Below are 12,905 nucleotides of genomic sequence, written 5' to 3'. Positions count from 1 at the left end.
GAGTGCCCGCAGTGTTACGACAGCCATTCATGAAGGAGAACCCATGCTGCCAAACGTTAGCACGATGAATATCGCCCACAGGGGGGCACAGGGAGTGTGTCCGGAAAACACCCTGCTTGCCGCAGGCATGGGGCTCGCCTATGGCGCGCACATGTGGGAGCTTGATGTCAGCATGACAAAGGACGGCGTACTTGTGGTCATACACGATGATACGCTGGAAAGAACCACCAATGCGGCGCAGCTGCCTGCCTTTGCGGGGCGTGCTCCGTGGCGGGTATGCGACTTTACCTACGATGAACTTAAAACGCTGGACGCCGGATCGTGGTATGTGCAGACCGATCCCTTCGGGCAGATTGCGGCCGGTGCCGTGGATGACGATGACATTGCGTCCTACAAGGAACTCAGGATTCCCACCCTGCGTGAGGCGCTTGAGTTTACCCGCGATGCGGGCTGGTGCGTGAATGTGGAGATAAAGGACCACGCCCACCTCATTGGCCATAACGTCATTGCCGAGGCCACGCTGGACTGCATACGCGATACGGACATGGTGGAAAGTGTGTTGCTTTCCTCATTCCAGTACAGATATCTGGAGCAGGCCGGAATCATGCTGCCGGAGATTCCGCTTGGCGTGCTGGTCTATGATGAGCCTGTTGCGGACCCTGTTGCCCTTGTCCGTTCGCTGAAGGCGCAGGCGTACCATCCGTGGCGGAAAAATGTGACCGAAGAGGTGGTGGACCGGCTGCGCGATGCAGGGTTCGGCGTGAACGTGTACACCGTGAACGACGCTGCAGAAATGGCGGAACTTGCCTCGTGGGGTGTTACAGGGTTGTTTACGGATTTTCCTCTGTTATGCTGGGGCGTTTTACAAGGTGAACTGTTCGGATGATCAGGCCGGATGATAGTCCCGTGTATGGCAGAAAATGACCGATGCAGCCGCCTGCATACGCCTTTGGTGATGAAAATAGATAATATCCGTTTTTCCTGTCTGTAATTATCTGTAATTGTTGCTGAAAATCTTGATTGACCGTATGGTGGAATGGGCGTAATCCCGCCGGATAACAGCATGTTTTCTTATCCGGATGGTGTGAGATGCTTTTTCTTGGCGAAGCGGCCGCCCTTGCCACAGCAGCGCTGTGGGGAATATCGGCCTGCATGCATACGGCTGCCGCTCGTTTGATCGGCTCTTTGTCCCTGAATCTTTTCCGGCTCCCCCTTTCCCTCAGCTTTTTTCTTGCAGGCATTGTACTGTTTCAGTCGCAATGGAACCTGTCGCACGATCAGGTTTTGTGGCTCATCGGGTCCGGTGTGATCGGCCTCGCCTTTGGCGATGTGGTGTTCTACGCCAGCGCCGTGCGCATCGGGGCCCGCCTTTCCGTGCTCATGTGGGAGCTTTCCCCTGCCGTAATAGCCGTTCTGGCCTATTTCTTTCTGGATGAATCTATTTCGCCCATGGGGATCGTGGGTATAACGCTCACGCTTGTGGGGGTTGTATGGGTGCTGCTTGAGAAGCATGATGGCAGCATACCCGGTCTTACACCCCGCAGATGGCTGGAAGGCATTGGCCTTGTGCTGCTCTCGGTGGGCGCGCAGAGCGTGAGCACTCTGCTTGCCAGAATGGCGCTTGCGCAGGGCGGCGATGTGCTTGTGAGTGCTGCGGTGCGCACGGGCAGCGCCGTTTTTGCCCTGTGGATTTTTGTTGCCATGATAGGCAGGGCAGGGCGCGCCATCAAAACCATGCGTGAGCATCCTCGGGCCATGCGCATGACGGTGCTTGCCGGTTTTATCGGTCCCACTGTGGGGGTCTGGCTTTCCCTGCTTGCCGTAAAGCACACCAAGGCAGGCATTGCCGCCACGCTTATCGGTCTGGAACCGCTTGTCGTTATTGCCCTGCTAGCCCTCTACGAAAAAAAGCGGCCTTCGTCACGGCTGCTGACGGGCGCGTTTATTTCTTTCACTGGAACGGCTTTGTTGTTCCTGCGCTGATTGTCATCCAATAATCCTGCAATGCAAAAGGGAGTTGCGAGCCGTATGGACGGTTTGCAACTCCCTGTTTTTATGACAATTCAAAATTTCTGCTCTGGAGGGATCCGCAAGGCAGGAAAGGGGACGTGCGCAATAATGCTCTCAGGGGTATCCTTCTGCACCGGACAGAGGTGACACCTGGGGCATCATGAATCTTTCCCGTTTATCGGCTTCCGGCTGCGGCTGAGAGGCTGGTGGCATCGTCATCCTCATCCAGCCCGGTGCACACGGCTTCCACGCCCCGCAGTTTTTCATATTCCTCTCCCCACTGGCACAGGCGCTTGAGCAGGGGAAGAACCGAGGTGCCGATTTCCGTGAGTGAATATTCCACCTTGGGAGGAACTTCGGCATATACGTCGCGGTGGACAATGCCGTCGTTTTCCAGTTCCCGCAGCTGCTGTGTGAGCATTTTCTGGGTAATGCTGGGCATGGAGCGTTTCAGCTCGCTGAAGCGCTGCGTCCCATCCTGACCGAGCCGGTACATGATGAGCGGCTTCCATTTGCCACCTATAAGCTGCAGCGTAAGTTCCATGGCGCAGTAGTATTCCTTGCCGGAACAGCGTCTGAGTTGGCATCCCATAATTCTTTCTCCCGTTTGCCCGTGAGGGCTTCATATATACGGACATCGTTGCCGCGTGGCTTATCCCTACATCACTCAATAGTATCTTTCAAGGGGGTATGGTTCCCTTTGGCATACTGGGGAACAATCTTGTGCGTACTTGATGAATTATCTGTTGTGTGGTGTATGGATCGCGTGAAAGGGCTGCCCGTTTTTATATTGGCGGTACCGGTTCGATTATTCAAGCATGGTAATGAGGATACTATGGCAAAACGAATTGTGTTTGTGCACGGTAGTCCCCGCAAGAACGGGAATACCCGTGCTGTAACGGCATTGGCTATGGAAGCGGCCCGGCAGCAGGGGGCTGATGTTGCAGAGATTGATGCCACCACGCTGAAATTCAAGGTGGCCGGCTGCCTCGGCTGCCAGAAGTGTCAGCAGTCGGATGCCTTTGCCTGTGTGCTGGGGGATCAGCTGGCGGATACCGTAGCCATTCTGCCTGAATATGATGTTATTGTGCTGTCCACTCCGCTGTACTGGTGGAGCTTTACGGCGCAGCTGAAGATTTTTATCGACAGAATGTACTGCCTGAGCAAATTCGGTGAGGACGACGGCGTTCTTTCCGTCTTGAGCGGCAAGAAGCTGGCGCTTATCGCCACGGCGGGCGGCCCCATGGAGGACAATCTGGAACTGCTTGAAAGCCAGTGGCGGAATCCTGCCCAGATGGTAGGCTGCTCTTTTGATTCCTGCCTGTTCCCTGATACGGTTGTTCCGGCCGGTGAACTGGTGAATGATCTTGCGGCAGCGGAAAAGGCGCGCAGTTTCGGGCGGCGTCTGGCTTCCTGAGCTTGAGAGCGGGCCGGAATGCCCGTAAACGGCATTTTTCATACAATCTGCGGAGGAACCATGGAAACATTACAGGCCATTCATACCCGTCGATCCATACGCAAGTATGCAGCGGACAAGGTGGAGCGGGAAACCATCATCGAGGTGCTGAAAGCAGCCATGGCTGCCCCCAGCGCAGGCAACCAGCAGCCTTGGCGCTTCGTGGTCATTGAGAGCCGGGAAACGCTTGACCGTATTCCCTCCATTCATCCTTACGCTGGCATGGTGCCGTCAGCTTCCTGCGCCATCATGGTGTGTGGCGATACCTCGGCGGAAAAGTATCCGGGCAACTGGATGCTTGATTGCGCCGCTGCCGTTCAGAACATGCTGCTTGCCCTGCACGACAAGGGGCTGGGGGCTGTCTGGTGCGGGCTTTGGCCCGATGCGGCCCGTGTGGACAGCTTCCGTGCTCTGGCCGGTCTGCCGGAGCACATTGTGCCGCTGGCCCTTGTTCCTGTGGGAATCCCGGACCAGAAAACGGGCGCACACGACAGGTTTGATGAATCCAAAATACACTGGGAAAGGTGGTAGCATGCCTATTGTAACCATTGTGTCCAATCCGCTGGATGTTGAGCAGAAACGGGAGCTGGTGCGGGAAATCACTGAGACATGTTCCCGTGTGATGAGCCTGCCCCCGCAGACGATCGTTGTCATTCTGGATGAGAAACAGGCAGAGAACATAGGCGTTGCCGGTACGCTGCTTGCGGACAGAACAGCCTGAACAGCCTGAACTGCCTGAGCAGCCTGAGCCGGATCGATCTGGCCAGCCTACTGGCTGGTCAGATCGATCCGGCTCGTCCGGGAACGATTTTCGGGCTTCATGTGAGTGCATCCGGAAATGTCACGCAACCTTCAATACAACGACAAGGAATAGAGAGATAATGACTGACCACGTTTTCGTTTCGGCCGTGTTTGTGGCCCGACAGGAGAAGCTTGAAGCGCTTGGTGAGGCCATAGCCGCAGTGGTGGACGCAACTCGTAGCGAACAGGGCTGCCTCCGCTATGACCCGCATTGTTGTCAGGATGATGCCTGTCGTTATTTCTTCTATGAAGAGTGGGAATCGCAAAAGCATCTGGATGACCATATGACAACGCCGCATTTTCGGACCTTCATTGAAAGCATGAAGGAACTGCTGGCGGAAGCCCCTGAAGTGAAAGTGTGGAAACAGACCCGATAATCGGCGGACGATAGGCTGCGGCTCTTGTTTTATGCGGGGAAATTGCGTACTTCCACATCTGCGGCTGTGTGGGCCGCGCTGACCATGTTAGGAGGAAGGAATGAAGATTCTCGCATTGGACAGGGTGCTGGAAACGGCCACCCCTGAAGGCATCAAAGGCAATTTCATGAAAGAAGTGAACCAGATGGTGAAGCTGTATCTCGCCGATGTGGTTCGCGAAATATACTTCCGTCAGGATCGTTCCGGCACTGTGCTGATCATGGAAGCCGCAACGTTGGAAGATGCCCGCAACATGATTGATACCCTGCCGCTGGTGAAGTCGAAAATGATCGACTTTGATCTTATCCCGCTTGGGCCCTTCATGCCGCTGGCTCTGCTTCTCGACGAAGAGGAAGAAGCTCCCGCAGCCGGTTCTGCCAACTGCCATTAATATAGGGCTGTTCCCGATTCAGTCTGATTCTGACCAACAGCTTTCGTAAAGCCGCTGAGATGATGATTACGCCCGCCGCATCTACATGATGCGGCGGGCTTTATTATTGCTCAGCCGTTTACGGCGGTGATGAGCATCAGGTCTTCATGGGAGCCGGGAAAGGCTTCCTCAATGCGGATGTCACTGAATCCGGCCTCGGTCAGAAGAGACTGATATTCGGCAATACTCCATGCCTGCATGGTGCTGTGGTAGGTCTCCACAACCTCCGTGGTGCCTTCCTGTGCAAGATGAATGATGTGGAAGGTCTGCCGTGCAACGCGAAGGTGTTCATGCCACCGGCTCTCCATAAGGCACAGGTGAGGGGTGTCGGAAAAGAGGCCGCTCGTTGCCTTGTACCAGTTGCTTATGGTGCCGGAGTGTCTGACGGCCTTTTCGGTATGCACTTCAAGGATGATGCGCCCTTTCTTTTTCAGGGCGTTGCGCGCGCTGTGCAGTATCGTGCGGCAACTCTGCGGTGGGAAGACGTTCAGTTCACCGTAGAGCAGGGTGACCATATCGTAGGGGCCGCCATAGGGAGTGGTGAGGATGTCGCCCAGTACGAAGGAAGCTTCGGGGACTGTGACCGTCTGCTGCGCATAGGCAATGGAGGCTGGGCCGAAATCTATGCCGTGATAGCAATGACCGTTCGCGAGCCAGTGCTGTGCATACAGGCCGGGACCGCATCCAAGATCGAGAATGAAGGCATTGGTACCGGCAAGAAAGGTCTGCTGTATCCATGCCGTTTGAGCGGCTATGGATTCGGCCTTCCTGCTGGCAAGATCATGATCTTGCGTGAGGTGTTCACGCAGCATTCTCTTGCTGAACGCCGGATCGTTCCAGGGGATTTTGTATCCACCGGACCAGACATCGGCTGCGGTGGGGTGTTCGTTCTGGGCGGGAGTATGCAGAATGTGCATGAGGGGGTGTCGGGACATGATGTACGCTCCTAGTGCAGCGCAAGCTGCGAATGGCAAATGCATAGTACCGGTTCCGCACGGGCGGACCGGATGCCTGACAGAACAGGTGGCAAGGCCGGAATGATTCCTGAACCTTGTTCTATGGCAAGTGCTTACATCATGGTGATGACGTGATTACGTCAAATAAACGGTAAAGTAAAGCGTACTCCCGGCAATTTCGGGATACATGGGCGAGGCGGCTTTTGAGAGGCAGGTGGAGCTACATGCCCTCGGGCAGAGCTTCGGAGGGATAGAGATCCGTTGCGTTTTCAAAGCGGGTGAACTGGCCGTTGTACTGCAGGGGGCAGGAACCGACCGCACCGTTACGCTGCTTGCCGATGATGATTTCGGCAGAGTGGATGAGAGCGCGGTCTTCTTTCTTGTTGTAGACCGCGTCACGGTAGATGAACATGATGACGTCGGCATCCTGCTCGATAGCGCCGGATTCACGAAGGTCGGAAAGCATGGGGCGCTTGTCCGCACGCTCTTCCACCTTTCGGTTGAGCTGCGACAGGGCTATAACGGGAATGCTGAGTTCCTTGGCAAGCGCCTTCAGGTTTCGGGAAATGTCGGAGATTTCCAATTCGCGTGAGTCGGTCTTGCGGCTTGAGCGCATCAGCTGCAGGTAGTCCACGATAACCATGCCGACGTTCTTGCTTGCCTTGAGACGTCGTGTACGGGCGCGCAGGTCCAGCGTAGAGAGAGAAGGGGTGTCGTCAATGTAGATGGGAGCGTTGCCAAGCTGGTCCGCAGCCCAGTGCAGGCGTTGCCAGTCTTCATCGGTTATGCCCCGTCCGGTGCGTAGCTTGTTCAGTTCCACGCCACCCACAGCCGCGATCATACGCGACATGAGCTGCTCCATGCCCATTTCCAGAGAATAGAACACGACCGGAACACCGCCCTGAAGCGCCGCGTTGGTGGCAAGGTTCAGGGTGAACGCGGTCTTGCCCATGGAGGGGCGTGCAGCAACGATGATGAGGTCGGAAGGCTGCATGCCCGCCGTCATCTTGTCTACGGTATAGAAGCCCGTAGTAACACCGGTGACAAGGTTCTTGCTGTCGATGCGGCGTTCGAGCTCTTCAAATACGCGGCCCACGAGGGTCTTGGAATCGACAAATGCCTGTCCGGCTGTACGTTCGGAAATGGAGAAGACTGCCTGTTCGGATTCGTCAAGCAGGCTGTCGATTTCTACTGACTGATCATAGCATTTGCTGATGATGGTCGAGCAGGAGGAAATCAGATTGCGTTGCAGGGACTTGTCACGGACGATGGTGGCATAGTGTTCGGCGTTGGCCGCACTGATGACGGAGTTGGCAAGCTCGCCAAGATAGACGGCACCGCCGACCATTTCGAGCTGGCTTTTATCTTTGAGATATTGCCCGACGGTGAGCAGGTCCACCGGCTTGTTCTGCCGGTGCAGCTCCATTATGGCCGCAAAGAGTGTGCGGTGGGCAGGGGCGTAGAAATCATCCTCGTGGATGATGTCGACCAAAGTATACAGTGCGTCTGAGCGCAAAAAAATGCCGCCCAGCACTGCCTGTTCGGCCTCCATGCTGTGCGGAGGAACATTGCGCAACATATCGTCCGAGAGCTGGTCGTAACTCTCGGGATAATCCATGTCTCCGCCCCAGGGGGCGGAGACATGGTCAAAGTCGCTACTCAGCGGATTCCTCTGCTGCGTCATTGGCTACAGCGGGGGCTTCTTCCTCGACCAGACGGCCTTCGGGAGCAACCTTTACGAGGACTTCGGAGATCACGCCTGCGTGCAGGCGAACGCGTACGGGGTATTCACCCAGAACACGGATGGGAGCGTCAAGCAGGATGCGACGACGGTCAATGTCGATGCCCTGTGCTGCAAGTGCTTCAGCAATGTTGGTGGCGGTGACAGAGCCGTACAGCTTGTCGTTTTCACCAACACGTACCTGCAGAACCAGCTCGACCTTTTCCAGCTTGGATGCCAGAGCCTGAGCGGCGCCGCGTACGGCTTCCATCTTTTCATGCAGCTTCTTGCGTTCCAGTTCAAAGGCCTTCAGGTTGCCGGCAGTAGCCATCATGGCAAGGCCCTTGGGAAGCAGGAAGTTGCGGCCGTAACCGGCCTTTACTTCAACAACGTCACCGAGAACGCCGAGGTTTTCGACGTCTGCGCGAAGAATAACTTTCATTGGTCGCTCCTCCTACAGAGTGCTCTTTTTCTTTACGTCACTTGCGTGCGTAGAGGTGAAGATGAGCAGAGCCATCTGGCGGGCGCGCTTGATTTCGGTGGTCAGCAGGCGCTGGTGGTGCGAGCAGGTACCGGTGATACGGCGGGCAATGATCTTGCCGCGCTCGGTCACGAAGTCACGCAGGATATCGGGGCGCTTGTAGTTCAGGGGCAGATCTTTATCTGCGCAGAAGCGGCAGAACTTACGACGGGGAGTGAAGCGTCTCTTGAAAGCCATTTATGCAACCTCCTCGACTTCGTCAGCCAGCTTAACGGTTACAAACTTGTAGATGCCGTCGGTAATGCGGATGATGCGCTCCAGTTCAGCAACGCCGGAGTTGGGCATGCTGTACTCAAGGCGCACGTAGTAACCGCGCATCTGCTTCTTAACGGGGTAGGCGAGGTCGCGCATGCCCCAGTGGTCAACTTCGAGCACGTTACCTTCAACGCGCTCGACAACGCCGGTGAGGGTGCCGAGCACAGTTTCGCGTGCGTCAGCGGCAAGCTCCGGGGAAAGGAGCAGCAGCGTTTCGAATTTTCTCATTCCTGTATCTCCTTGTGGTCTCTTGGCCCACTCTCGGAGAGTGAGCAAGGCAGAACGAGGGTGGTTAATGGAAAGATTATCAATTGTCAACAACCAAGTCGATCTGGGACACTATCAGAAGAGCCCGGTTTTGTCATTATCACTCAAAGGTTTTCGGGTTGAGTCCGAGCAGGCAGAAAGCCTCGTAGGTAATGGTACCCCATGCCGCTGCCAGCTCTTCCGGTGTTACGGGACATTCTCCGGGGCCGCCCAGAATCCACGCTGTGTCTCCGGAGGAGACATGAGGAATGTCGGTAACATCCACTGCGGTCATCTGCATGCATACGCGGCCGACTATGGGCGCGCGCTGCCCGTTCACCATCATGACTCCCCTGTTGGATAGACCTCGGCTGAAAGCGTCTGCGTAGCCTACGGAGGTGATGGCAACCCGCATGTCCCGCGGGGCTACAAAAGTACGCCCGTAGCTTATGCTCCTGCCTTTGGGCAGGGCATGCACCTGCAATATGGGGGTACCCACATCCATGGCGGGGCTCAGTCCGCTTCCCATATGCTCATTGGGTGTTCCGTGCAGCGGGTTGGCACCATAGATGGCGATGCCGGGGCGTTGCAGCTCGTGGTGCGTTTCGGGGTAGGCAAGCATGGCTGCCGAGTTTGCGATGGTCGCTTCGAAGGTCAGGCCGGCCGAGCGCAGCGCCCCCGTGATGCGCAGGAAGGTTTCGTGCTGTTCGCGGGTGAAGTCTTCTTTTTCCGGTTCGTCACTTACGGCAAAGTGGGAAGCCACAATGGCAACCCTGATGCCGGGAAGTCCGGGCAGGGCCTGCAGGAGTCCGGGTATGTCTTCCTCGCAGAAGCCGAGTCGGGCCATGCCGGTGTCGAACTTGAGGGCTACTGGTAGGGGAGCGTCGGCAGATCCAGCATCAGAGAGCATGCGGAGGTGCTGCAGTGAAAAGACGAAGGGGACGATGTGTCCGATGCGGCAGCTGCATGCTTCTTCGGACGAGAGTGCGCCGAGCAGGGCGATTATCCTCCCATCAAAACCGCCTTTGCGCAGTTTGAGCGCCTCACCAACCGTTCCTACTGCAAGGGTGCAGGCGCCTGCTGCGGCAAGGGTCTTGGCAACAGGAACAAGTCCATGGCCATATGCGTCGGACTTGATAACCCCGATGGGAGCGGACGCTTTGCGGCTCAAAAGTTCGTAGTTGGCGCGTATGCGGTCGAGGTGGATGCGGACCGTAATATTATTATAGGATATGCTCATGGGTACCCCTGTCTGAAAGCTCCGGTAAAAAAATCAATTCAACCGTCAGGATGCTCGCATTTTCCGGCATTTATGCTCTTTCCCTGTGAGGGAAGCTGTGATACAGAATTCCCTAATTAAAGGGTACGCATGCTTCATACAGATTTGAACAAAGTAATTCAACAAGATAGCGGATTGTTTTTTTCCGTACGCCGTGCGCCGTTTCTCCGTGGAGTGATGGCGTTCTGTTCTGCGTTTTTTTTGGCACTTCTTCTTTCGTTTCCGACACTTGCCGGAGCCACGAACCTCTTTGTCAATAACGAGGACGAGGAGACCGTCGTCTGGTCGCTGCATGCAGACAAGCTCACGACCATGAACGACAGCAAGGTCATGGAGGCCGAAGGCAACGTATCTCTGCGGCAGGGAGATGATTATCTCAAAGCGGACTTCATCCGCTACTACTCAGCAACAAACTGGGTTCTGCTCAAAGGGAATGTGCAGGTTAAGATGGGCGAAGACCTGATGGAGGCCGAAGAAGGCGAGTTTGATATCGGGAACCGCATCGGGTGGCTGAAAAAGGGCAAAGTATTCATGGAAGGACCGCATATCTATTTTGCGGGTGAGAAGGTCACTAAACATTGGGGCGACTTCTACACTTTCAGGGATGCCAAGGTCACGGCATGTGACGGTGACGTGCCTGCCTGGTCCGTATCCGCCAAGGAAGCAACCATAGAGCTGGATGGCTACTCGCAGCTATGGCACACCTCCTTTGCTGTGAAGGATCAGGACGTGAGCTATGTCCCCTACTTCGTGCTGCCCATGAAGACCAAGCGCCAGACCGGCTTTCTTTTTCCGGAATTCGGCCACTCCAGCAAAATGGGCATGTGGTACAGCCAGCCTTTTTACTGGGCCATAAATGACTCCAGCGATATGACGATCAACGAGCAGTGGATCGAAAAACGCGGTTTGATGACCGGCCTTGAATATCGTCATCAGTTCGACCAGTACAACAAGGGCTGGTGGCGCCTCGATATGTTGAACGATAACGATATAGATTACAGCGAGGATGATGAGCGCGGCGGGTTCAATGAGGACGGTCTGGTGCGGACTAATCCTGAGCGGTTCTGGTTGCGCGGCATGTTCGACGGGCATCTTGCTGATCCCCGCTGGAAACTTAAGGCTGACCTTGATATCGTCTCTGACCAGAACTACCTGCGTGAGTTCAAGCAAAGTTCAGCTGCATTCTATCCAACCCGTAATGCCTTGCAGGATTTCTTTGGACGAGATCTTCAGGAAATTGACCAGAACCGTACAAGCGAGGTGCAGGTAAGCAGAGACTGGGACCGCATGGGCATGGCCCTCGGTGCCCGTTTTGAGCAGAACCTGAATATCGGCAACGGTAACCTGACCACGTCGAGTGACCCTTCGCTGCAGCGTATGCCTCAGTTTGACCTCTTCCTGTTCAAAGGTGGGTTGCCTGTGGGAGAATCGGCCATTCCTTTGGAATTCGAAGCTGAAGCGCAGGCTGTGAATTTCTTCCGGCATAACGGTACACGGGGAAGCCGTTTCGAAATTCATCCCAGTGTAAGTGTGCCACTTGTGAGCGAATACGGAAGTATCATTCCCAAAGTGGGTTGGCGGCAGACGCAATATATTACTGAAAGTGTGCAGCAATACGATACAGACAGAGGGGATGGACGAGGAACTTCCCGCTCCATTCCCGATTTCAGTGTGGCCGCCTTTACCGAAGTGGCAAAGGTGTATGATGTAAGCGGTGACCAGAAGCTGGAAGCCACAGTTGAAAACGCGGGGAAGAGTGAATGGGTCGGGGTGCGGCATAGCGTGCAGCCACGGGTGCAGTATTCTAATGTTCCCAACGTCAATCAGACTGACAATCCCTATTATGATGCGAATGACCGGATCTGGGCCGAGAATGAACTGCGCGTTTCGTTGGTGAACCTGCTTACACGTAAATCTGCTTCTGTTACCATGACCGATGGAGAGAAAGAACCTATCCCCACGGTCAGCTATGATTATAGAGATGTTGTCCGCTTCCGCGTTGAGCAGGCGTATGATTTTCGGGAGTCCGAACGAACGGATATGCTTGATGAATACGAGCGGCGCCCATTCTCGGATACGGAAGTGGAGCTCATAGTTAAACCTCTGGACTATTTGAGCGTAACCAACCGAACTTTCTGGTCTCCCTATGAAAACCGCATCACACGGCATGAACATTCTGTTTCCCTTTTCAAGGATGATATTGGACGTGTGACCACCGGTCTTGATTTCCGTGAGAAGGTTGATGAGTACAAAAGACAGCGTGTAATTGATGAAGAAAATTTGCTGTTCGGCGATCATAGCCGAACCCGCAATGAGCGTATTCGTGGTTTCAATATTTCCACGGAACTTACGTTCTTTAAGCCATGGACATTCAGAACGATTTACAAGGCTGATATCGAGAGCGGGAACGATCTGGAGAAGACCGTCGAGTTGATCTACACTCATCAGTGTTTCGAGATTATTGCCGAAGTGTCTGTTATGCCTGATGATACAAGCGTGAATATGTATATCAAACTCCCGGGCCTGACCTTCTAATGTGAAGGTTCCAAGATATCTATATGAAAATCCCTCCGGAAACCGGAGGGATTTTTTTTAGGGCCAAGGCAGTGTTGTGGAGGAGCCGGTCACGTACCTTCACCCGCGACTGGTCTGCGCTTGTTTGGATGATCGTTTTCTGGACTGTGTTCTCTTCGCATCGCATCGCATCGGAGCGAGGAGGCGGTTCCGGCTCCGGGCAGTGGAGACATGGAACCGGCACAGATATTGACTTCCTTCCGATCCATCCAATTCGTCGG

General features: G+C 55.0%; 15 protein-coding genes. 8 read left to right on the top strand and 7 right to left on the bottom strand.

Going from position 1 to position 12,905, the window contains the following annotated elements:
• Positions 1-43: 43 nt before the first annotated feature.
• Together HUV30_RS14270 and HUV30_RS14265 are read left to right on the top strand one after the other, a co-directional pair.
• Entirely contained in the window at positions 44-886 is an 843-nt protein-coding gene (locus tag HUV30_RS14270; protein ID WP_174406089.1) for a glycerophosphodiester phosphodiesterase, read from the top strand.
• Positions 887-1,089: 203 nt separating this feature from the next.
• Positions 1,090-1,983 (top strand): DMT family transporter, encoded by an 894-nt coding sequence (locus tag HUV30_RS14265; RefSeq protein ID WP_174406088.1) that lies wholly within the window; start codon positions 1,090-1,092, stop codon positions 1,981-1,983.
• Between the two features lie 202 nt (positions 1,984-2,185).
• Here the strand turns inward: HUV30_RS14265 and HUV30_RS14260 are convergent, their stop codons facing one another.
• Complete coding sequence (locus HUV30_RS14260) at positions 2,186-2,602, bottom strand: winged helix-turn-helix transcriptional regulator (RefSeq protein ID WP_174406087.1); 417 nt, start codon at positions 2,600-2,602, stop codon at positions 2,186-2,188.
• A 243-nt stretch (positions 2,603-2,845) separates the two neighbouring features.
• On the opposite strand from HUV30_RS14260, the gene HUV30_RS14255 reads away from it, so the two are divergent.
• From HUV30_RS14255 to HUV30_RS14235, 5 genes are all read left to right on the top strand, one after another.
• Positions 2,846-3,427, top strand: coding sequence for a flavodoxin family protein (locus HUV30_RS14255; protein ID WP_174406086.1), 582 nt, complete (start codon positions 2,846-2,848; stop codon positions 3,425-3,427).
• A 60-nt stretch (positions 3,428-3,487) separates the two neighbouring features.
• Positions 3,488-3,997 (top strand): nitroreductase family protein, encoded by a 510-nt coding sequence (locus HUV30_RS14250; protein WP_174406085.1) that lies wholly within the window; start codon positions 3,488-3,490, stop codon positions 3,995-3,997.
• 1 nt (position 3,998) lies between these two features.
• A complete protein-coding gene (dmpI, locus tag HUV30_RS14245; protein WP_174406084.1) occupies positions 3,999-4,187 on the top strand; it encodes a 4-oxalocrotonate tautomerase DmpI in 189 nt (62 codons plus the stop codon).
• Between the two features lie 160 nt (positions 4,188-4,347).
• On the top strand, positions 4,348-4,644 hold the full coding sequence (locus tag HUV30_RS14240) for a putative quinol monooxygenase (protein ID WP_174406083.1): 297 nt from the start codon (positions 4,348-4,350) through the stop codon (positions 4,642-4,644).
• A 100-nt stretch (positions 4,645-4,744) separates the two neighbouring features.
• On the top strand, positions 4,745-5,074 hold the full coding sequence (locus tag HUV30_RS14235) for a hypothetical protein (RefSeq protein WP_174406082.1): 330 nt from the start codon (positions 4,745-4,747) through the stop codon (positions 5,072-5,074).
• Positions 5,075-5,184: 110 nt separating this feature from the next.
• On the opposite strand, the gene HUV30_RS14230 is transcribed toward HUV30_RS14235, so the two are convergent.
• The 6 genes from HUV30_RS14230 to alr form a co-directional block, all read right to left on the bottom strand.
• A complete protein-coding gene (locus HUV30_RS14230) occupies positions 5,185-6,048 on the bottom strand; it encodes a class I SAM-dependent methyltransferase (protein ID WP_174406081.1) in 864 nt (287 codons plus the stop codon).
• A 241-nt stretch (positions 6,049-6,289) separates the two neighbouring features.
• Entirely contained in the window at positions 6,290-7,687 is a 1,398-nt protein-coding gene (gene dnaB, locus HUV30_RS14225; RefSeq protein ID WP_243452206.1) for a replicative DNA helicase, read from the bottom strand.
• Positions 7,688-7,724: 37 nt separating this feature from the next.
• Entirely contained in the window at positions 7,725-8,231 is a 507-nt protein-coding gene (rplI, locus tag HUV30_RS14220) for a 50S ribosomal protein L9 (RefSeq protein ID WP_174406080.1), read from the bottom strand.
• A gap of 12 nt (positions 8,232-8,243) precedes the next feature.
• Positions 8,244-8,507: a 30S ribosomal protein S18 gene (gene rpsR / locus HUV30_RS14215; protein ID WP_174406079.1), complete on the bottom strand. Its 264-nt coding sequence runs from the start codon at positions 8,505-8,507 to the stop codon at positions 8,244-8,246.
• Positions 8,508-8,813, bottom strand: a complete 306-nt coding sequence (rpsF, locus tag HUV30_RS14210) for a 30S ribosomal protein S6 (protein WP_174406078.1) — start codon at positions 8,811-8,813, stop codon at positions 8,508-8,510.
• A 139-nt stretch (positions 8,814-8,952) separates the two neighbouring features.
• Positions 8,953-10,071 carry an alanine racemase gene (gene alr, locus HUV30_RS14205; RefSeq protein WP_174406077.1) on the bottom strand — a complete coding sequence of 373 codons (1,119 nt, stop codon included), beginning with the start codon at positions 10,069-10,071 and terminating at the stop codon, positions 8,953-8,955.
• Positions 10,072-10,200: 129 nt separating this feature from the next.
• On the opposite strand from alr, the gene HUV30_RS14200 reads away from it, so the two are divergent.
• Positions 10,201-12,645 (top strand): LPS-assembly protein LptD, encoded by a 2,445-nt coding sequence (locus HUV30_RS14200; protein WP_174406076.1) that lies wholly within the window; start codon positions 10,201-10,203, stop codon positions 12,643-12,645.
• The last annotated feature ends 260 nt before the right edge of the window (positions 12,646-12,905 follow it).

The sequence above is a fragment of the Desulfovibrio subterraneus genome (assembly GCF_013340285.1).
GTDB classification, from domain to species: domain Bacteria; phylum Desulfobacterota; class Desulfovibrionia; order Desulfovibrionales; family Desulfovibrionaceae; genus Halodesulfovibrio; species Halodesulfovibrio subterraneus.
Note: the sequence above shows the minus strand (reverse complement) of the source record. Positions and strands in the feature narration are given on the sequence as shown.

What these genes read in the sequence shown, in the direction of transcription:
- HUV30_RS14235 (WP_174406082.1), top strand. Translation starts at nt 4,745, where the DNA reads ATGAAGATTCTCGCATTGGACAGGGTGCTGGAAACGGCCACCCCTGAA.
- alr (WP_174406077.1), bottom strand. Translation starts at nt 10,071, where the DNA reads ATGAGCATATCCTATAATAATATTACGGTCCGCATCCACCTCGACCGC.
- HUV30_RS14260 (WP_174406087.1), bottom strand. Translation starts at nt 2,602, where the DNA reads ATGGGATGCCAACTCAGACGCTGTTCCGGCAAGGAATACTACTGCGCC.
- rpsF (WP_174406078.1), bottom strand. Translation starts at nt 8,813, where the DNA reads ATGAGAAAATTCGAAACGCTGCTGCTCCTTTCCCCGGAGCTTGCCGCT.
- HUV30_RS14250 (WP_174406085.1), top strand. Translation starts at nt 3,488, where the DNA reads ATGGAAACATTACAGGCCATTCATACCCGTCGATCCATACGCAAGTAT.
- rpsR (WP_174406079.1), bottom strand. Translation starts at nt 8,507, where the DNA reads ATGGCTTTCAAGAGACGCTTCACTCCCCGTCGTAAGTTCTGCCGCTTC.
- HUV30_RS14270 (WP_174406089.1), top strand. Translation starts at nt 44, where the DNA reads ATGCTGCCAAACGTTAGCACGATGAATATCGCCCACAGGGGGGCACAG.
- HUV30_RS14255 (WP_174406086.1), top strand. Translation starts at nt 2,846, where the DNA reads ATGGCAAAACGAATTGTGTTTGTGCACGGTAGTCCCCGCAAGAACGGG.
- HUV30_RS14200 (WP_174406076.1), top strand. Translation starts at nt 10,201, where the DNA reads ATGCTTCATACAGATTTGAACAAAGTAATTCAACAAGATAGCGGATTG.
- HUV30_RS14240 (WP_174406083.1), top strand. Translation starts at nt 4,348, where the DNA reads ATGACTGACCACGTTTTCGTTTCGGCCGTGTTTGTGGCCCGACAGGAG.
- dmpI (WP_174406084.1), top strand. Translation starts at nt 3,999, where the DNA reads ATGCCTATTGTAACCATTGTGTCCAATCCGCTGGATGTTGAGCAGAAA.
- HUV30_RS14265 (WP_174406088.1), top strand. Translation starts at nt 1,090, where the DNA reads ATGCTTTTTCTTGGCGAAGCGGCCGCCCTTGCCACAGCAGCGCTGTGG.
- rplI (WP_174406080.1), bottom strand. Translation starts at nt 8,231, where the DNA reads ATGAAAGTTATTCTTCGCGCAGACGTCGAAAACCTCGGCGTTCTCGGT.
- dnaB (WP_243452206.1), bottom strand. Translation starts at nt 7,687, where the DNA reads ATGGATTATCCCGAGAGTTACGACCAGCTCTCGGACGATATGTTGCGC.
- HUV30_RS14230 (WP_174406081.1), bottom strand. Translation starts at nt 6,048, where the DNA reads ATGTCCCGACACCCCCTCATGCACATTCTGCATACTCCCGCCCAGAAC.